Here is a 20,672-nt window from a genome sequence, read left to right on the forward strand (position 1 = left end):
TTTATCATCTTCCCCGATAATTATTTCTTTTTCATTAACTTCAAAAATTTTAAAGAGACCTATTTGTTCATTCGGTTCGCCTTTTAGATTATTAATAAATTCTTCTTTATTACTAATTTTTTGACTTATTTTTAAACCAAATAGTTTCACAATTTTATTTCTTAAAACAAATAAATTGGTAATCCATTTTGGCCCTGAACTAAAGAACGCTTTCAAAACATCTAATGAAGTAATTTGATTTTTTTCATCTAGAATAGTTCCTTGAAAGCTATCTACATAATTATATTTTTCTGTTTTTTGAAATAAGAAAGATTCTTTAGGATAATCAACTTGTGCAATCCTCATGACAAAATATCTGATAATTATTATAAAATTTTATTCCTATAAAAATAGTAAAAGGTTGTCTAAAAAAACAACCTTTTACTTTGAATTATAAAATTTATTACAGTTTACCTTTTTTAATTTCTTCAACTATTTCAGGATTTAATAATGTAGTTATATCCCCAAAATTACCATCTTCCCCTTCTGCTATTTTTCTTAAAATTCTTCGCATGATTTTTCCAGAACGTGTTTTTGGTAAACCACTAACAAATTGAATCTTATCCAATTTTGATATTGGACCTATTTTATCAGCAATAAGATTATTAATCTCATTTCTTAAATTATCATGATTTCTGCTTTCTCCAGATTCTTTTAAAATAACAAATCCGTATAAAGCATTCCCTTTAACATCGTGTGGAAAACCTACGATTGCACTTTCTGCTACAGCAGGGTGTTCATTAATGGTATCTTCAATTGGAGCAGTACCTAAATTATGTCCTGAAACTATAATTACATCATCTACCCTTCCTGTTATTCTGTAATAACCAACTTCATCTCTTAAAGCGCCATCACCTGTAAAATATTTACCAGGAAATGCAGAAAAATAGGTTTGCTTATATCTTTCATGATCACCCCAAATGGTTCTTGCCATTGAAGGCCAAGGGAATTTTATGCATAAACTTCCAGTTACTTGATTTCCCTCAATTTCATTTCGCAATTCATCCATCAAAACGGGTTGGATACCTGGTAATGGTAATGATGCATAGGTAGGTTTAGTAGGAGTTACAAATGGAATAGGTGAAATCATAATACCACCTGTTTCAGTTTGCCACCATGTATCTACTAAAGGACATCTTTTTCCCCCTACATGATCATTATACCAGTGCCAAGCTTCTTCATTAATTGGTTCACCAACAGATCCTATTACTTTTAGACTACTTAATGGAAAACCTTTTACATAATCAATGCTTTCTTTCGCTAAAGCACGTATAGCGGTTGGTGCTGTGTAAAATTGAGTTACTTTATGTTTTTCAATTACTTGCCAAAAGCGACTAAAATCTGGATAAGAAGGTACCCCTTCAAACATTACAGTAGTAGCTCCATTTAATAAGGGTCCATATAAAATATAAGAATGACCAGTTATCCAACCAATATCTGCAGTGCACCAATAAATATCATTTTCTTCGTAATTGAAAACATTTTTAAAAGTATAAGCAGTGTAAACCATGTATCCTGCAGTTGTATGAACCATTCCTTTTGGTTTACCAGTAGAACCCGATGTGTATAAAATAAATAAAGGATCTTCAGCGTCCATAATTTCTGCCACATGATTGTCTATAGCTTCATCTAATAGTGGTTGTAACCATAAATCTCTTCCTTCTTTTATTGATACATTTTCATTCGTTCTTTTAGCTACTAAAACTTTTTCAACACTTGGACAATCTTTTAAAGCCTCGTCCACTATTGCTTTTAAATTAATGGTTTTATTTCCTCTAAAACCACCATCAGAGGTAATAATCATTTTACATTGACTATCATTAATTCTACTGGATAAAGCACTTGATGAGAAACCAGCAAAAACAACCGAATGAATTGCTCCTATTCTAGCACAAGCTAAAACAGCAACAGCTAATTCAGGAATCATTGGTAAATAAATACAAACGCGATCTCCTTTTTTGATACCTTGAGATTTCAAAACATTTGCCATTTTAGCCACTCTAGCATATAAATCATTATAGCTAATATGTTGTGCTTCCTCTTCTGGATTATTAGGTTCAAAAATAATAGCAGTCTTGTCTCCTCTTTTATTAAGATGGCGATCAATACAATTCTTTACAATATTTACTTTAGCGTTAGTAAACCATTTAAACTGAGCTTCTTCAATGTCAAATTCAAAAACTTTATCCCATCTTTGATACCAACTAAAGTTTTCATCAGCAATCTTGTCCCAAAATTTTCTTGGTTCTCGAACTGATTTTTTATACATTTTAAAATAATTCTCTAAGTCATTTATTTTATAATAGCTCATTTGTATTTATTTTTTTATTTGTTAGTAAATATAATAATTCTTAAAGAAGTAATAAATTTATTCTTGCAAAATTACTATAGTTTTTCTATTTAAAAAATCCAATTTTATTGTTTTTCAAAACTTCTTTAATTTCTTCTATTATCACAATATCATCAATTGTTGATGGTATTTGAAATGCTGTACCATCTGCAATATTTCTCATTAATTTTCTTAGAATTTTTCCAGAACGTGTTTTTGGTAAACGTGGAACAGTAACAACGTTCCGCAAGCTAGCTACTGCACCAATTTGTTCTCTTACAAGTTGGACAATTTCAAATTCTAATTGAAAATTCTCTATTTCTTCTCCTGTTTTTGTTACTACCAAAGCTAATGGTATTTGACCTTTTAATTCATCATTTATTCCAATAACCGCACATTCTGCAACCGCTTTATGAGAAGCAACAATTTCTTCCATCTCAGCAGTAGATAAACGATGTCCTGCCACATTTATTACATCGTCCACTCTTCCAGTTATGTAAACATATCCATCTTTATCCTTATAACCACCATCTCCAGAAAAATAAAACCCTGGAAATTTATTCAAATATCCAGCTTTAAAGCGTTCATTATCTTTCCATAAATCCATTAGTGTACCAGGTGGCAAGGGCAATTTAATAACAACATAACCTTCTTCTCCAGTATTTAATTCTTCACCTACTTCATTAAAAATCCTAATATCATAACCTGCAACTGCTTTTCCAGCTGAGCCTGGTTTTATTGGTAGAAATTCAATTCCCATCATATTAGCAATCATTGGCCAACCCGATTCTGTTTGCCACCAATGATCTATTGTAGGAATTGTAATATGTTTTTGATACCATTCTAATGTAGCAACATCACAACGTTCACCTGCTAAAAACTGTGTTTTTAAACTAGACAGGTCATATTTTTTTATAAATTCACCATTTGGATCTTCTTTTTTAATTGCTCTAATAGCTGTAGGTGCAGTAAACATGGTTGCCACTTTATGTTCTGAAATTATTCTCCAAAATGTGGATGCATCTGGAGTTTTTATAGGTTTACCTTCAAAAACAATAGTCGTATTTCTATTAATTAATGGTCCGTAAACAATATAACTGTGTCCTACAACCCAGCCTACATCTGAAGCAGCCCAAAATACCTCTCCAGGATTAGCATTGTAAATATATTGCATCGAAAAGCGAAGCGCTGTGGCATAACCACCTGTATCGCGAACAATACCTTTTGGTTTACCTGTTGTGCCAGAAGTATATAAAATGTAACTTGGATGAATCGATTGTAATGGAATGCAATTGGTTTCGTCTGAACCATAAATTAGTGCATCATAATCAATATCATATTTTTTAAAAGGAACTCTTGCTCCTAATTTTCGATTCAAAACAACTACTTTTTTTGGTTTATGTGAAGATAACTCTAGTGCTTCATCCACTAAAGGCTTATAAGCTATTAATCTATCTATTTCAATTCCTGAGGAAGCCGTTAAAATGACCTTAGGCTTACAATCATCTATTCTAATTGCTAATTCATGAGGTGCAAATCCTCCAAAAACGACAGAATGTGTAACTCCTATTCTTGCACATGCTAACATAGCAAATACAGCTTCCGGAATCATAGGCATGTATATTACTGCCGTATCCCCTGTTTTTAAACCCAATGCTAACAAACCACCCGCTAATTTGGCAACTTTTTCTTTAGCTTCGTTAAATGTATATTTTTTAATCGTTTGAGTAACTGGAGAATCATATATAATTGCATTTTGATCTCCGAAACCGTCTTGAATATGTTTATCTAATGCTAAATAGCATAAATTAAGTGTACCATCCTGAAACCATTGGTTATAACCATTTCCATTTACAGATAAAATATTTTCTGGTTTGGAATACCAGTCTAACTTGTTAGCTTGTTCTTGCCAAAATAATTCGGAATTATTTATACTATTTTGATAAAAATCTTTATAGTTCATTTTTAATTGTATTTAAAGTAACACATTTACTTGTTCAATCAATTTTTTTATAGAAAAAGGCTTAGTTATGTATGCATTAGCGCCTAAATCTATTCCTTTTTGAATATCAGATTCTTTATTCTTAGCTGATAAAAAAACAACTTTACAATTAGCTAATTTTACATCTTTCTTAATTTCTTCTAGTGTAGCATATCCATCTACATTAGGCATCATAATATCAAGTATGATGATATTTGGAATTTCGTTTTTAAGTATATCCAATGCTTCTTGTCCATCTCGAGCAATAAAGACTTCAAAATTGCTTTTTTTAAATGCATATTCAAGTGCCATTATAATATTAGGTTCATCATCAACAATCAAAATCTTCTTCATTTTATTTATTTTTTAATAGGTAAAGTAAATATAAAACAAGCTCCATTAGTTTCATTATTCTGGGCCCAAATTTTTCCACCATGCCATTCTATGATTTGTTTACAGATGGCTAGCCCTAAACCACTTCCTACCGGTTTTTTAATATTTTGGTTATCAGACTGATAAAACTTATCGAATATATTTTCAAAATCATTGGGGTTGATCCCTTTTCCGTTATCTAAAATTGTAACAAAAATTTCATCAGATTTTTCAGTTACTTCAATTGAAATTAGTCCATTTATATCTGGACAGAACTTTATTGAATTAGATACTAAATTAGTAATCACTTGAACAATTCTATCTTCATCATAGTACGTTTTAATTGACTTATTATTTTCAAAATAGAGCGTAATTGATTTATTTTTAACAAGTTGCTGTAAAGCATCTAAAGAATTTTGAATTGTTTCTACCAGATTATTATACTCCAAATTAATTTTTTGTTTCCCTGTTTCAAATTTTTCTAAATCTAAAATTTTATCAATTAATCTGTTTAATCGATCAGATTCTGAAATAATATTATTCAAAAATTGTTTTTTTAATGTTTCAGGAATTTCCTCATCATCAATTAGAATTTCGCTTGCTGCTCTAATAGCGGTTATAGGTGTTCTTAATTCATGAGTAACCGTATCTAGAAAAATATCTTTTTGTTTGTCTTTTATTACTAAATTTTCATTGGCTTGTTGTAACTGATTAGTAATCTTTTTTAATTCGTTTGAAGTTTCAATTAGTTTTTTATTAATTAAAATGTTTTCATTTGATTCTTCTAAGATTTTCAAAACTTCAGGTAAGGTTATTTTTTCTTCTTTTACCACACTTGAAATCAATATTTTTGCTGAAGCTGTACCTATGTGTCCAGTTAACAAATTTTCAGCAAACTTAACTAATCGAGCATCTGCCATTTCTTGATTTTTGTCGACATTATATTTTGCATTAAAAATAGCCATTGCCCTTTGTGTTCTTTCTTGACCTAAAAATTTCAATAATACTTTTTCAATATCTCTAGTATAAGCAGTACCTCTCCATACAAATGCATTTTCATGATTAGTACTATATTTATCTATATCAATATACATTTCCGCATAATTTCGTTCTCTATAATTACCTTTAAAACTAACAGATACAGCAAAATAAGTCATTGTGTTAAACAAAATACTCCAAAAAAATGCATGTGCAATGGGAGATAAATAATTTAAACCAAACAATTCTAAAGGCTTTAATAAATCTACATTAAAAAGTCCTGAAGTTATAAAGCTATTCGTAGTATTTGTTAAGCCATAAGCATAAGGAATTAAAAGTGTATAAAGGCAAACCAAAAAGCCAATTATAATTCCAGTCTTGGCACCTAAACTTGATCCTCTTCTCCAAAATAAAGCTCCAAAAAAGGAAGGGGCTAATTGCCCTATAATTACAAACGAAACTAAACCAATTGAGCCTAAACTATAATCTAATGCAAAAAATCGATAAATTAAATATGCTATTATTATTAATGAAAAAATCCCCACTTTTCTAATTGTAACGATTTTCTTATTGTTAATTTCTTGTTCTTCATTTTTTAACTTTCCTAAAAAAGTATATGGAATTAAAAGATTATTACTTAACATAGTTGATAAACTAATACTTGAAACAATAATCATAGAAATAGCAGCTGAGAAACCTCCTAAAAAAACAATTACGGTTAAAAATGTATTATTATAGTATTGAGGAATTAAAAGTGAAAAAGTATCTGCATTTTTATCTTCTCCCAAAAAAAGAACATTTCCCCCCCAAGCTATTGGAAAAACAAAAATATTAAAGATTAGTAAATAGAAAGGAAACACCCATAAAGCGGTTTTAATATGTCTTTCTCTATTATTTTCAACAACTGCTACATGAAATTGTCTTGGTAATAAGAATATTGCAAATAAAGATAACATACACAAAAAGAACCAATTCATACCATTTTCAATACTACCAATAGTATTCTTTTCATGAAATTTTTCTAATAAAGAAGCTTTTTCATAAATATCTGAATACCCATCATAAATTATATAAGTAACATATAGTCCAATAATTATAAAGAAAATTAATTTTAGAATACTTTCCATTGCAACCGCTGTAATAATGCCTTTTCTTTTCTCAGAAGCATCTACATATCGTGTACCATAATAAGAAGCAAATAAAGCTAGGGCTACAGCTACATAAGTTGTTGTATCAAAAATTATAAGTGAATTTTCTGAAGTCTTAGTAACTACATGAAAAGTTTCTGAAATTGCTTTTAATTGTAAAGCAATATAAGGTAGTATTGCTGCTAAACATATAAATGTAACCAATGCACCTAAAAAGCGACTGTTCCCATACCGAAGAGAAATAAAATCAGCTATACTTGAGACATTATTTAACCTAGAAATACGAATTATTTTTCTCATAATAATAATCCATGCCGGCATAACTATGATGGGACCAATATAAATAGTTAAATAATTTAACCCAGAATTTGCTGCAACGCCTATACTTCCGTAATAAGTCCATGCTGTGCAATAAACCGCTAATGATAAAGAATAAACATAAGGATTATTTGCCCATTTTAAATTTTCCTTTTTTTCAGCCCAATGTGCGATAAAGAATAGAAAAATAAGATACAATAAAAGTATTAAAATTAATATAAAACTATTCATAATATCTTCTAACTATAACAAGTGAAACAAAAATCGAGAAAGACCAAATTGAAAAAACATAAATATAAAAAATAGGAACACCTAAAAATGATTCACTACTATCAAACAGTAATAGTAAAGGAAGGTTTAATGTAATGAAAAGAAAAAGAGTTAATACTATTAATTTTTGTTGATGTCTTTTTTTCATTTTTAGTTATTATCTGTTTTAAAAATACAATTTTATCTTTTAAAATGAAAAAATCGCTGTAAGAGTTTACAGCGATTTATAAACAAATTTTTTATTTTTTAATGACTTACTGCTTCTCCTGCTCCTGATGGTATTCTAATATGTTCTACAATTTCTTGTACATCATGAGGCGGTTCTTTTGTAAAGCTATTTACAACAAAAGCAACAATAAAGTTTACTAACATAGCAATAGTTCCAAAACCTTCTGGAGAAATTCCAAACCACCAACTATCTTTTAACCCAGCCACAGCATCTTTTCCTCCATCAAAAAGGCCAAATTTAAATTTTAACATGTAGAATAACATGAGTAGTAAACCTACTACCATTCCAGCAATTGCTCCTTCTTTATTCATTTTTTTATGAAAAATTCCTAAAATAATGGCAGGAAAGAATGATGCAGCCGCTAGTCCAAAAGCTAAAGCAACTACTGCAGCGACAAATCCTGGAGGGTTAATTCCAAAATATCCTGCAACGATAACAGCAACAGTTGCAGCACCACGAGCTGCCCACAACTCGCTCTTTTCTGAAATATTTGGGTTAATCATTTTTTTAATTAAATCATGAGAAACAGAAGATGATATTACTAATAAAAGACCTGCAGCTGTTGATAAAGCAGCTGCTAAGGCACCCGCAGCAACCAAAGCAATTACCCAGTTTGGTAACTGTGCAATCTCAGGATTTGCTAATACCATAATATCATTATCAATTGTTAATTCGCTACCTTTTAAGCCCTTTGCTTCTTGTGAGACTAAGAATGCTTCATCTTTTGATTTATCATTGTAGTATTGAATTTTACCATCACCATTTTTATCTTCAAATTTTAATAAGCCTGTCTTTTCCCAATTAGTAAACCATTTGGGCATATCTGCATAGTTTTTATCACTAACGGTTTCTAATAAGTTTGTTTTGGCAAAGACTGCTACTGCGGGTGCGGTTGTATATAAAATTGCGATTAATAATAAAGCCCAACCTGCAGATTTTCTGGCATCTCTCACCTTTTTAACTGTAAAGAACCTAACAATTACATGTGGAAGACCTGCTGTACCCACCATTAAAGCCAATGTAATGGCAAAAACATCCATCATTGATTTTGATCCATTTGTATATTCGGCAAAACCTAATTCTGTGGATAATCCATTTAGTTTATCTAACAAATAAACATTTTCACTGCCACTAACTGTTCCACCCATTCCTAATTGTGGAATTGGGTTTCCTGTCATTTGAATAGAAATAAAGATGGCAGGAACCATAAAAGCAAAAATTAAAACACAATATTGTGCTACTTGAGTATAAGTAATTCCTTTCATTCCTCCTAAAACAGCGTAAAAAAGAACAATAACCATACCTATTATTACACCCGTTTCAATTTCCACTTCTAAAAATCTTGAAAAAACAACTCCTACACCTCTCATTTGGCCAGCAACATATGTAAAAGAAACAATTAAAGCACAAATTACCGCTACCGTACGTGCTGTATTTGAGTAATAACGTTCACCAATAAAGTCAGGCACTGTAAATTTTCCAAATTTACGTAAATAAGGAGCTAGTAATAAGGCTAATAATACATAACCACCTGTCCATCCCATTAAATATACAGCACCATCATAACCAGCAAAAGAAATAATTCCTGCCATTGATATGAAAGAAGCAGCAGACATCCAATCAGCAGCTGTAGCCATACCGTTTGCTAATGGTGATACACCTCCTCCAGCTACATAAAATTCTTTTGTTGATCCAGCTCTAGACCATATTGCTATTCCTATATATAGAGCAAATGTAATTCCTACAATGATGTAAGTCCAAATTTGTACATTCATGATATTTTTTTTAAATTATTAATTTATTATTCGTCGTATCCAAATTTCTTATCAAGTTTGTTCATTAATCGAACATAAACAAAAATCAATATTACAAATACATAAATTGATCCTTGCTGAGCAAACCAAAATCCCAAAGGAAATCCACCAATTTTTATTCCATTTAAAGCATCTTTAAAAAGTATTCCTGCACCATATGAAACAGCAAACCAGATACTTAGTAAAATAAGAAGATATTTTAAATTTTCTTTCCAATACGCACTTGCGTTTTTTTGTTTTTCAGTCATAATTATTGAGTTTAAGGTTGATTTATAAATATATCATTGCTTGTAATGTAATCGTATTAACTGCATCATTTTGAGCATATTTTAAAGATTGATATTCTAATGTTAATTTAGAATTATGACCACTCAAATAAATATTGGTACCAATGCCAAATTGAGAAGCATCATCATTTAAAGCATCAATTTGTCTAGAATCAATAGATAAATAAGGTTGAAATTTTGTTTTCATTTTTCCAGGAACAAGATAACCTAAATGAGCATGTAGTAATGATCCTGTTTCATAAGTAGTTCCTAGTCTAAAGTTATTCCCATAATCAGAATTTTGATATAATGCATATGCTGTTATTGCACCACCATTACTACCTATTGGAGCATCATAAAAAGCATCTGCAGCTAAAATAGTTACATCTTCACCGCTTAAATTTCCAGTTGCATCAGCAATTACAGCTCCGTTTGGATGTACAAAGAAACCCGCACCAATATTGAACACTTTTTTAGTTCCCACATAGGAGCCAACTTTATAGGGTAAAAAATTACTTTCAGCGTCAAAAATGGCGTAATCAAAATAACCAGAAAAGGCTTTACCTGCTTCTTTAGAACCTAATAAACGACGACCAGTATAAGTTGCAGGTCCGTTGTTTACTGGTACAATTGTAGCTTGCAAATTATTAGTTTCCGCTTCGTTAATTGAAACACGATATTGCAATTTTCCAAAAGCACCTTTCATGTACACTCCTAAATGTCTAGCGAATTGGTCTGATAAACCTAAAGTAGTCCAAGCTTGCCTTTGGTTATCCAATGTCATAATATTTAAAGTACTTTGATTGTTTAAACGTGATATACCATTCCAATAATGTAAGCCACCACCAATGGAGTGATTTTTATTTAAATTATATTGCGCCCATACATCATGAAAAAATAGTTGGGATGCATCACTGGTACCCGTTGGGCTCATATTATCTGCATTTAAACTATTTAAACCAAAATGAGTTAAAATTAAGAAATCGGAACTAATTTGAGCATACATTAGAACACGCGCTCTTCTTAAACTAAAATTTAAATCGGCTTGTTCATTACCGTTTGCATCTAGAGGACGATCTGAATTATGTTGTGCCCAAAATTGTGCCCAAGAAATAATTCTAAAATATTTTGTCCCGTCTTCATTTATTTTTACTTTGAGTCCACTTTCATAATCTGGTGAACCTTGAGCAAATGCTAAGAAAGAAAAAAGTAATCCGGAAATTAAAAGTATTTTTTTCATAATTAAAAATTTGATTTTACTTGGTTTCGTTCAATCAAATTTTAAAATTATTTATTGCAACTTAAAAAAAAATATATATAACTGTAAAGTAGTATAGCTATTCTTTAAAACGTTCCCATTTTATTAGCATAAATTTATCTCCTAACTCTGTAATAATCATACCAGCACCCGATAATTGTTCTTTATTTTTTAAATATTCTACAAGTTCAGCATGTTTAAGTATCTTATAACTAGGATGATAGTTTGGATGAGGTGGTTTGTTAATTTTATATTCTTTAACCCAATTACTGATAGAAACATGTGAAACTCCTATAATTCTTTCAATTTCTCTATAACTTAATCCTTCTAAATAGAGTTGTAAAGCTTTGGTAACATAATAATCATCAATTTTTTTACCCAACTTATTTACAGTGAAATAATAGTTGCATTTTTTGCATAAATAACGCTGTCTATCCTTAATTATACCACTTTTAACAAGAGTGGAACCGTTACATTTGGGACAGGTAATAACATCCATATATATAAATTTTGCATAAATATACTAAATTAGCAAAAAAATAAAAAATGAATTTAATAATTATTTTTATAAAAAATTTAAGTATATTTAAAAAAATGCGTTTTTTTTAATGATTAATTCAAATAATATTTTTTAGATATTTCATCATTAAAAAAACAATATAGACTGTTAATTATTATAATTATATATAGTAAGAACGATAAAATTACCCAATAAAAAATCCGATTACATTAAAGCTATAATCGGATTAGTTTATTTTAATATTATTAATTATTCTTTAATTAGTTTTTTAGATATTACTTTTTCATTTGCAATAATATTTATTACATAAACTCCATTAGCGAAATTTGTTAAATCTATACTTATTTCTGAGGAGTTTTCATATTTATTAGACAATATTATTCTACCATCTAACGAATACAATTCATAATTTCCACTAGAAAGGTTACCAAAATTAATCTTAATTAAACCATTAGTAGGATTTGGATATATGGATAATCTATCTTTATCAAGTAATTCAAGTTCTGAGTTATCTTTTATTTGTTCGTTAGTCATTCTGAAAGCAATGACATCGCAAGGCTCTAGTACAGCCAAAAAATCGGATCCCAACTCTGCTGTAAAGTCAGATGTAAATACAATTTCTTGACCGGCTGAAAACTTATGTTCAGAACCAGTTTTTATAATAACATTACCAGATGTTGCTAAAGTGTTTCCTGTTTGAACTGTAACCTTATTTTCAGGTTGATAACGTTGTTGAGCTGAATAAAAGATTCGATTAGTAATCAAAAGATTAGTAAAACATGGGTCTCGTCCCACTATAGTATTCATGTCGTTATTATTGGGATCTAGCCAATCTTTCAACCTAGAATCTGAACCTAAAATAGAAGACCAAGCATCTCTAAACTTCCCGTATCTATCAATTCCATCAATTTTATCACAAGCCGATGTTCCATACGATAACCAACCAATAATCCTGTCATTGTTGTCTTCAAAAAGAGGAGAACCAGAAGAACCTCCTGCTGTTGGAGCACTGTTAATATCCCATTCTACTCTCCAAAAATTAGGATTAGTATTTGCCTTAAAAGTTCCTAAAGATATTTTCTTAGGCTTTCCCTCAGGATGATGTATTCCCATTAGTTGATCTGGTAAATCATTTCGATTACTTCTATTCCATCCTGATAAATGAACATTGTAGTCTGGTGGAGGAAAAGTATTTAATTCTAACAAAAACATATCAAAAACAGAACGTTTTGCTCTTTTAGATCCACCTGATAAGGTATAATTATATTGATTAGCATTATTGCTAGTACAAGTTGAATTTTGGTAATTAAAATAGAAAATAGCGGTAGACAAATCTGCATTTTTACCACAATGATTGGCGGTTAAAACATAAGGTTTTATATTATTTGAAGGTACATCTTGGTTCACTAATGCACAAGAACATATATAATAGCCTTCGTCTTTGGTGTCATAAAAAAACCATTTCATTATTGATCTTTCTACTTCAATATTATTCACACAATGTACATTCTCATAACAATCTGAACTTTTTTTAGCATCTTCAAATAACGGTCTATATATCTTTGAAATTCTATTAATTTGAATTGTAGGAATATCATTTATTTCTGCTGATTGATTGTATTCTAAAATTAGCTTTGTACCCGAAATAGGTTGTATAGAAAATTTTCTATCCACTTGATTATTGTTGTCAGTAAAGGCACCTAAAAGTATCGTTTTATCCTCATTATAAGCATATAATTTACCTCCATTAGGTAAATAAAAATCACTAAAATCTATTCCCAAGCCTAAAGTATTCTTTACTTCTACTAAAAGGCGATATACTACAATTCCATTAACTGATGTAAACTTATTAGAACTTTCTATAAAATCTATGCTCACTTGTTCAGCCACTCCTACATGATAGAGTGAATCGTTTACTGAGTTAATTTCTGAAGGATCGAAAGCATATGTAAAGGTAGTCACATTTGGTAAATTGTTAGCAATCAACTCAAAACTTTCTGGTGTTCCACCTTCTTGAACTTGGGCAAAAATACTTCCTGATATACAGATACTTATTAAGTATATTATTATTTTTTTCATAATTTAAATATTTAAAGATTAAACCATGAATCTATTTATTATACATTTTTGCCTCTAAAGCTTCGATACGTTTATTTTGTTCAATAATATAAAGGGTTAACTCTTCTATTTTCTCTTGTTGAATCTTTGTTATTTCCCCTAAACTTACTCCTTCTTCTTCAACTTGTTTTGCAGAGGGTACATTTGGTAAATGCTTGTTTATGTTAATAAAATTTTCTACTTCAGCTAATGGTTTTAAATGGTAATCATCAGCAAAAACATAATCAGCCCAACCTGTTCTTACTCTTACTTCTTCGGTAAGAATCCCTCCTTTTACATACAGTTTGTAGGCATTCAAATTGGCTGCACCTATTGTAGCTGGAGTGTTTTCTGTGCCTATTGCAACTCTACCATCATCCTTTAATAACATGTAGTAATTACCTCCACCGCCTGTAGTTGGATTCCATGGTTTCCAAAAATTCAATCCCTTATCAGTTACATATTCTATTCCCCATCTACCATTTGGATAAGCTGTGTTAGTAACATCATCACTAAAACAAATCATTGGTCCACCAGCACCATTACCACCAGAAACCAATATGGCTCCCTCATGAACTTGTAATTTACTAAATGTATTAGAAGGTTGAGAAATTCCAACGGTTAGATTACCATTTTCAACATATTCATTTCCTATAATGTGTAATCGTTGTGAGGGTGCAGTGGTACCTATTCCTAAAAAACCTGAAGAGTTAATTCTCATTCTTTCAATACTTGTTGTAGAAAAAGCCATAGTGTTTGCTAAGGGTCTAAAAATACCATTTCCTCCGCCGCCATCGTTTCTTGGATTTCCTAAAGTTGAAGCTGTAGAATGAAAACCAATTGCAGGATTAGCTGCAGTATTACCTTGTTCATTTAAAATTCTCGCTCCTCCAGGAGTGGATGAAAATAAACTTGCATTTGTAGCCCCTATTTCTTGTCCCATTACCAATGTTACAGTACTTAAACTTAGAATTAAAATAAATTTTTTCATTGTATAATTATTGTTTGTCCCTACTCTATTATATAGGTTTTTCGGGTTACACCTTTTTGATCGATCTATTAATATGTGTCTTATTTTAAAAATTCATTACCCAAAAAAATAAAGAAAAATAAAAACCCAACTCGTAGAAGCTGGGTTATACAGAAATTTATTATATTAAAGAATTACCTTCGTTTAAACCAAAACAATAAAAATATCAGAAAAGACAATAATGTAATAATTATAAAAAATGTTTGATTGTATTTTTTTAAAATAATTTTATCTGTACTTCCTGTTATAGTAAAAGAAGCCCAATAATATGGTAAAACATTTGTAAAATTATGTTTTTTTAGATATTCAACTTTAGCAATTTGTAAAGCTTTGTCTTTTGAATATCCTTTTTCTAAATGCACATAAAAACTTTCAATGATTTCATTACCAGCTTTTTCATTGACATTCCATAAAGATGCCATCACACTTTTTGAACCATTATGAAAGAAACCTCTCGAAAGGTTCATTATTCCTTCACCAGATATCAATTCTCCATCATTGGTTTTACAGGCATCCAAAATTACTAACTCTGCTTGATTATTAATTCCATAAAGTTCTTCTAATGTTATTTTCTTATTTGCAAAAGTAATCCAAGGTACCTTAGTTACTTCATCAATTCCTGCGTGTGTATTTAAGTGAATAATACTGAAATTATTGCAATATTTATAAAAATTTTCTTTAGTAGCCTCGTTAAATGTGAGTATTCTTGTTGCATTAATTTTATCTATTTCATTTATTATTTTGTCAGAGAACTTTAATTTTTGAAGTTTTGTGTCTTTAAAATTTTGAGGAGCAATAATTAGAATGGAATTTTCAGCATTATTCTTTTTCAGTTTGATGTTTTCAAATACAGAAAATGATTGCAAATAGGAAACAGCAACTGTATTAATTAAAAAACTATTTTTTAAAGATGTTTTTTCTTGAATAGGTAAAATTTCAAATGGAAAATTTATTAGATTACCATCTGGAATAACAATTAAACTTTTATTTTTTATTTTAGAAATTGCTTCGTGAAAAGGGAATAAAAGTTGAAATGTTGCGTCTCCTAAAATTTTAAAATTATCAATTTCTAATTTATCCAAAATCGGTTGCGTTACATATTTTTTTAATTGAAAAAGATTTTTCTGTAATTGAGCTGCATCTTTAATTTTATAAAATATTTTCTCCTTTTCACTACAAAAAATACCATAGCCGTCATTTTCGTTAACTATATATGTAACAAAATTGGAATTTTTATTGATGTATTTATCTTTAACCATTTTGAGAGAAATAATTTCTATATCCTTCTTTAAATGTATATATTGAGGAAACTCTTTTTGAAGTGAATCTATAAAAACCCTGAACTCTTCATTTTTAGCCGAAAATCTATCTTTATAACTATTATTATTTGGATTTTGTTGAAATTTTTTTTCTAATTCATTCACTTCATAGTGTAATTGATATTCTCTTTCTAATACTTTGTTGGGAATTTCAAAAGTAAGTTTTGTTTGTAAACTCTTTATCGACTCTAAAAGTAAAAGGGCTTTATTCTTTTCTATAAAATAAAAAGCTTCATCTGGAAGATTTAGAAAATAGCAAACTTCAACAGCAAGCATATAGGTATTTACTCCTTTTTCAATCCAAAATAATTTTGATTGTTCTGAATTACTTTCATATCTTAATAAAGAAACTACTTCATCTATAAGATATAATGTTGCTTTTGCGTCATATAAATAATTTTTTTTATTAGATTTCTTATAAGCTTCTACATAATTATAAGCTAAATCTACTAAATAAACCAGTATATCTTGTTGGTATCCTGACTGTCTAATTTCTTCTAATGTAGGTAGTTTAAAAGAGGCCTCTTTTCTTTCTAAAATTGTTTGTATTGCCTTTTTAAAATAAAGAATTTTTTGCTCGTCAGTCGTTTTTTGTAAAAAGTATCCTAGATTATCATATGCTGTAGCTTTTTGTGATATATCATCTGATTTACTAATAATTTCATTATATACTTTATTAACTAAATTATATTTCTTTTGTTTAGCATATAATAAACCTATATTATTTAAAACACTCAATTCTTTGAATGTGTCTTTCTCAATTTTTTGATAATAATTTTTAACTTTTGTATATAATTCTAAAGCTGTATTTAAATCTCCGAATGCATCGTAAACAATTGCTAAATTGTTATAAGCAGTATATAATATATCTTTTGATAAAGTTGTAGAATGAAATTTCTGATTTATTCTTTCCTTGTGACTTTCAATAATTTGTAAATCAGCTGATTTTTTACTTACAAAAACATCTTCATACATTTTACCATAAATACCAATAATTACAGTTCTTATAAGTAATTCTTTTTCTAAATCTTCCTGCTGGGCAAGCATTACATTTAAACTTCTAATACCAGTGTAAAAATCACCAGTATTAGCTTCTAAAACGGCACAATCAATGCCTGCTTGAAAAGTATATTTATCATTACCTTTATCTTCAAGAATTTTTTTAAGTAATAAATAGCGTTCTTTATTTAATCCTTCATAAGAATAAAGCCAAGCTAAATTACTTCTCGTTTTATTTAGTGCAAATAGATTCTCTTTTTTAAATTTATTTTGAATTTGAATTGCTTTTTTATAGTAAACAATGGCTTTAGTATTATCATTTAAATTATAATATTGTTTTCCTATAGCAGCATATAGTAATCCTAGTTCTTTTGTCTTGGTTAATTCATTTGATTGTGAAAGAAGGATAAGTAATTGATCTAATTTTTCTTTATTTTCAAACTTCTCATTACTATTCCCTATTTGTAAAATTAAATCTATCTTATTTAAAAGTTGTTGTTGCGATGTAACATTTAAACATATAAAAAGGATGAAAAAGTAAGATTTTTTTTTTAGTAATAGCATGGCTGTCTTTTTGCCATGTAATTTAAAAAAAAACAAGCAAAATAGTCTGTTTTTTATTACCAATTCTATTTTGCTCGTTTATGTCAACTCTATTACTAAGGAAGAATTATTTTATTGTATTTTACTTTTTTAGTTGAATCAAAAGTGATAGGGCAATCTATTCCAGATGCAATTAATAAATATTTTAATTCCCCAGCAGTATAACTTGGATTATTATTTTTAAGCCTTGCTAAAACGCCTGTTACTACTGGAGCTGCAAAAGAAGTTCCACTCATATCATAACCTAAAAAAGGAATATATTGACCTTTAGAAAAAACATCTACACTCTCCACTCCATAATTTGAGAACCAAGCAATATTTGAAATAGATAAAGTGCTAATATCATTAATAGATTTATCTGCAGCAGCTACTGCAATAATATTATCATGGGAATAGCTTGATGGATAATGTGCTCGAATATCATTATTATTTTCTAGATTTCCTGCCGAGGTAACAATTAAAGTTTCAGGATGCTCGTCAATTAAACTGGATACAATTGTATTTAAAAAATCACCAAATCCATCATCATACCATCCTAAACTCATCTGTAATATATCCGCATATTCTAGACCATAACTTGTAGCGCATAAAAAATTAAAATAACTCGCTTTACCATATTGATCACATACTTTCAAAGGTATAATTTGATGATGTACTAAAGATTGACTATTATTTAAAATTTCTGTAATGATTGAAGTTACCACTGTTCCATGTCTTCCATTATTATCATCAAATGCATTATGGTCAATATTTACAAAATCCCAGCCAGAGTAAACATTTGGATTACTACCATAAGAAGCATTATATAAAAAACGAGTATCAAATACAGGTTCAGAGATGCCACCAATCGTAGGAGCAATACCAGTATCTAAAACTGCAATTGTTACTCCATCATTACTAGGTTTAATATGAGAAAAATAACTAGTATCAATAAGAGTACCTACATCAGGATTATTAATATCTATTCCAAATGTAAATTCATAATCTACATCTATAATAGCTTCCACTCCACCACCACTTCCTTGCTCTATTGCTGTTTTTTTAGGTTCAATATCTATGATGCCATCAAAAATCCATAATTCAATGCTTTGGTCACTACAATTTTCACATAACTTAAAGTTTGCAACACCATAAAAATCACGTAACGTACTCTTTGTATTATTTGATGTTCCTGGAGCATATCTAACAATTAATTTATCTTTTGAATATACTGGTAAATCCCTTCTATTTAAAACCCTATTGGTTTCTATATTATTTTTTAAATCACTTTTTGAGGAATTAAAATCTTTTTCCAAGTTGTCATCATGTGTACAAGAAAATAAAATTATTATGATGACAAACACAATACCGGATTTTTTTAAGTTTTTCATGTTATATTTTTTAAGTTTTTATATTAAGTGTTGTTTATTTATTTTTGTTACCCATTATTTTATAAAAGATAAATTGAGTGAATTGATATTTGTAAAATAATCACTTAATTTAATGTAATTTATTTAAAATTATTACATAATTTACACCAAAAATTGAATAATGAAACTACCTTTACAAAGTATTAAGTGGATCAAATATTAAGTTTAATAACGTTATCAATAAAAATTTTAAAATAATCTTTTTATCTTTTTCTAAGCTATAGATTGTGGAAATGGAAAATTCAAATCGATATATAAATGCACTTATCAATGGTGACAATACTATTATTAGTGAGATTTATTCAAAAATATACCCTAAAATACTAAAATTTATTATAAACAATAAAGGTGAAGAAGACGATGCATTGGATATTTTTCACGATGCTTTAATGTACATTATTGTTACTCAAAAAGAGAAAAGAACTTTAATTCAATCATTTGAAGCTTATATTTTTGTCATATGCAAGAATATTTGGAAAAAAAAATTAAAAAATAAGGTAATAAAAACTGAAGTCTTAACACTAGAAGAAAGAGATACAAATTTAGGTGAACTTATTTTAGAACAGCAATGTTTTGAATTCTACATTGCTAAATTTAATCTTCTATCGCAAAACTGTAAAGATATATTAAGTAGTTATTTTAACGGAATTAGTTATGAAGAAATTACATTAAATAATGAATATGCAACAATTAATACAGTAAGACAACGCGTTTTCAAATGTAGAACAAAATTGGTAGAATTGATAAAAGAAGATAAAGAATTTCAAAGAATAATTAAATGGAGTAAGTAATACTATGGATACATTAGATTTAATAGATCAGTACCTTAAAGGTAATTTACTGGAAGATGAGAAAATAGCTTTTGAAAAAAAGATGGAAGAAGATCAAATTTTTAAAGAAGAAGTTTTAATTCAAAAACAACTATTTAACATTCATGATTTTCATACAAAGAAAGTGGAAAATGAATTTTATAATTCAGAATTAGAATTAATTAAAAATAAATTAAAATCCAAAGACAATTTAATCTTATCAAACAAGATAAAGCAAATTGGGTTAGAACACAAATCAAATAATTTAAGAGAAACTAAGGTAAAAAAAATTCACCCAATGTATATATTAGCAGCCTCAATTACTATACTTGTTGCTGCTTACTTGGTGTTCTTTAATTCTACATCTCTTTCTAATTATTATGAAGAAAATGTAGATTGGAATGAATTACCTTCTTTTATAGAAAAAAACGACACGCAAACTATTGTTTCAAAAGGTGAGGAATTGTTTAAAGAAAAAAAATATAATGAGGCAATTGAAGTTCTTGAAACGGTAAAAGAATTTGACAAATGGTACCCTTATGCCCTTTTATATATAGGAGCTTCTTATGATGAGCTAAATGAAAATGAAAAAGCCATTAACACTTTTAAAAGAATATCCCAACTAACAGATTATGAAGATAATTCAAGAGGTTACTGGTACCAGTTATTATTGTATCTCAAAATAAATGATAAGAATAAGGCTTTAGAAATGAAAAAGATAATTTTAGAAAATCCATCTCACTATAAATATCTGGAAACAAAAGAATTGGATTTTTAATAAAAAAATATCTTAAAAGTCTGTTTTTTTATTCCGATTTATTTGGGAATAAAAAATAATTAATTGTTTAATGTTTACTAAATAATTTCAGCATGACAAAATTATA

Annotated in this window: 15 protein-coding genes; 2 read left to right on the plus strand and 13 right to left on the minus strand. The window is 28.9% G+C overall.

The annotated features are described in order from the left end of the window. From HALO113_RS14565 to HALO113_RS14625, 13 genes are all read right to left on the minus strand, one after another. On the minus strand, positions 1–345 hold a 345-nt coding region (locus tag HALO113_RS14565; protein ID WP_159779824.1), incomplete at its 3' end, for a DUF2867 domain-containing protein. A 97-nt stretch (positions 346–442) separates the two neighbouring features. Beyond that, complete coding sequence (gene acs / locus HALO113_RS14570; RefSeq protein WP_159779825.1) at positions 443–2,350, minus strand: acetate--CoA ligase; 1,908 nt, start codon at positions 2,348–2,350, stop codon at positions 443–445. An 85-nt stretch (positions 2,351–2,435) separates the two neighbouring features. After that, positions 2,436–4,331, minus strand: coding sequence for an acetate--CoA ligase (locus HALO113_RS14575; protein ID WP_159779826.1), 1,896 nt, complete (start codon positions 4,329–4,331; stop codon positions 2,436–2,438). A 12-nt stretch (positions 4,332–4,343) separates the two neighbouring features. Then, positions 4,344–4,703, minus strand: coding sequence for a response regulator transcription factor (locus HALO113_RS14580; protein ID WP_159779827.1), 360 nt, complete (start codon positions 4,701–4,703; stop codon positions 4,344–4,346). 5 nt (positions 4,704–4,708) lie between these two features. Next, complete coding sequence (locus tag HALO113_RS14585) at positions 4,709–7,396, minus strand: ATP-binding protein (RefSeq protein ID WP_159779828.1); 2,688 nt, start codon at positions 7,394–7,396, stop codon at positions 4,709–4,711. Positions 7,397–7,681: 285 nt separating this feature from the next. Then, complete coding sequence (locus tag HALO113_RS14590) at positions 7,682–9,439, minus strand: sodium:solute symporter family protein (protein ID WP_159779829.1); 1,758 nt, start codon at positions 9,437–9,439, stop codon at positions 7,682–7,684. A 26-nt stretch (positions 9,440–9,465) separates the two neighbouring features. Further along, a complete protein-coding gene (locus HALO113_RS14595) occupies positions 9,466–9,726 on the minus strand; it encodes a DUF4212 domain-containing protein (RefSeq protein WP_159779830.1) in 261 nt (86 codons plus the stop codon). Between the two features lie 22 nt (positions 9,727–9,748). Then, positions 9,749–10,984, minus strand: coding sequence for a hypothetical protein (locus HALO113_RS14600; RefSeq protein ID WP_159779831.1), 1,236 nt, complete (start codon positions 10,982–10,984; stop codon positions 9,749–9,751). A gap of 97 nt (positions 10,985–11,081) precedes the next feature. Next, positions 11,082–11,501 carry a helix-turn-helix domain-containing protein gene (locus tag HALO113_RS14605; protein WP_159779832.1) on the minus strand — a complete coding sequence of 140 codons (420 nt, stop codon included), beginning with the start codon at positions 11,499–11,501 and terminating at the stop codon, positions 11,082–11,084. A gap of 270 nt (positions 11,502–11,771) precedes the next feature. Beyond that, entirely contained in the window at positions 11,772–13,601 is a 1,830-nt protein-coding gene (locus HALO113_RS14610; RefSeq protein WP_159779833.1) for a T9SS type A sorting domain-containing protein, read from the minus strand. Positions 13,602–13,632: 31 nt separating this feature from the next. Continuing rightward, complete coding sequence (locus HALO113_RS14615; RefSeq protein WP_159779834.1) at positions 13,633–14,610, minus strand: hypothetical protein; 978 nt, start codon at positions 14,608–14,610, stop codon at positions 13,633–13,635. 173 nt (positions 14,611–14,783) lie between these two features. Then, positions 14,784–17,531 carry a CHAT domain-containing protein gene (locus HALO113_RS14620; RefSeq protein WP_159779835.1) on the minus strand — a complete coding sequence of 916 codons (2,748 nt, stop codon included), beginning with the start codon at positions 17,529–17,531 and terminating at the stop codon, positions 14,784–14,786. Between the two features lie 95 nt (positions 17,532–17,626). Next, positions 17,627–18,940: a S8 family serine peptidase gene (locus HALO113_RS14625; RefSeq protein WP_159779836.1), complete on the minus strand. Its 1,314-nt coding sequence runs from the start codon at positions 18,938–18,940 to the stop codon at positions 17,627–17,629. A gap of 272 nt (positions 18,941–19,212) precedes the next feature. Here HALO113_RS14625 and HALO113_RS14630 point away from each other — a divergent pair, with 272 nt between their 5' ends. Together HALO113_RS14630 and HALO113_RS14635 are read left to right on the plus strand one after the other, a co-directional pair. Continuing rightward, positions 19,213–19,770 carry an RNA polymerase sigma factor gene (locus tag HALO113_RS14630; protein ID WP_159779837.1) on the plus strand — a complete coding sequence of 186 codons (558 nt, stop codon included), beginning with the start codon at positions 19,213–19,215 and terminating at the stop codon, positions 19,768–19,770. A 4-nt stretch (positions 19,771–19,774) separates the two neighbouring features. Continuing rightward, complete coding sequence (locus tag HALO113_RS14635) at positions 19,775–20,566, plus strand: tol-pal system YbgF family protein (RefSeq protein WP_159779838.1); 792 nt, start codon at positions 19,775–19,777, stop codon at positions 20,564–20,566. The last annotated feature ends 106 nt before the right edge of the window (positions 20,567–20,672 follow it).

It is taken from the genome of Flavobacterium sp. 9AF (assembly GCF_902506265.1).
Lineage (GTDB): Bacteria > Bacteroidota > Bacteroidia > Flavobacteriales > Flavobacteriaceae > Flavobacterium.

What these genes read in the sequence shown, in the direction of transcription:
- HALO113_RS14585 (WP_159779828.1), bottom strand. Translation starts at nt 7,396, where the DNA reads ATGAATAGTTTTATATTAATTTTAATACTTTTATTGTATCTTATTTTT.
- HALO113_RS14630 (WP_159779837.1), top strand. Translation starts at nt 19,213, where the DNA reads ATGGAAAATTCAAATCGATATATAAATGCACTTATCAATGGTGACAAT.
- HALO113_RS14615 (WP_159779834.1), bottom strand. Translation starts at nt 14,610, where the DNA reads ATGAAAAAATTTATTTTAATTCTAAGTTTAAGTACTGTAACATTGGTA.
- HALO113_RS14635 (WP_159779838.1), top strand. Translation starts at nt 19,775, where the DNA reads ATGGATACATTAGATTTAATAGATCAGTACCTTAAAGGTAATTTACTG.
- HALO113_RS14600 (WP_159779831.1), bottom strand. Translation starts at nt 10,984, where the DNA reads ATGAAAAAAATACTTTTAATTTCCGGATTACTTTTTTCTTTCTTAGCA.
- HALO113_RS14595 (WP_159779830.1), bottom strand. Translation starts at nt 9,726, where the DNA reads ATGACTGAAAAACAAAAAAACGCAAGTGCGTATTGGAAAGAAAATTTA.
- HALO113_RS14605 (WP_159779832.1), bottom strand. Translation starts at nt 11,501, where the DNA reads ATGGATGTTATTACCTGTCCCAAATGTAACGGTTCCACTCTTGTTAAA.
- HALO113_RS14620 (WP_159779835.1), bottom strand. Translation starts at nt 17,531, where the DNA reads ATGCTATTACTAAAAAAAAAATCTTACTTTTTCATCCTTTTTATATGT.
- acs (WP_159779825.1), bottom strand. Translation starts at nt 2,350, where the DNA reads ATGAGCTATTATAAAATAAATGACTTAGAGAATTATTTTAAAATGTAT.
- HALO113_RS14580 (WP_159779827.1), bottom strand. Translation starts at nt 4,703, where the DNA reads ATGAAGAAGATTTTGATTGTTGATGATGAACCTAATATTATAATGGCA.
- HALO113_RS14610 (WP_159779833.1), bottom strand. Translation starts at nt 13,601, where the DNA reads ATGAAAAAAATAATAATATACTTAATAAGTATCTGTATATCAGGAAGT.
- HALO113_RS14625 (WP_159779836.1), bottom strand. Translation starts at nt 18,940, where the DNA reads ATGAAAAACTTAAAAAAATCCGGTATTGTGTTTGTCATCATAATAATT.
- HALO113_RS14590 (WP_159779829.1), bottom strand. Translation starts at nt 9,439, where the DNA reads ATGAATGTACAAATTTGGACTTACATCATTGTAGGAATTACATTTGCT.
- HALO113_RS14575 (WP_159779826.1), bottom strand. Translation starts at nt 4,331, where the DNA reads ATGAACTATAAAGATTTTTATCAAAATAGTATAAATAATTCCGAATTA.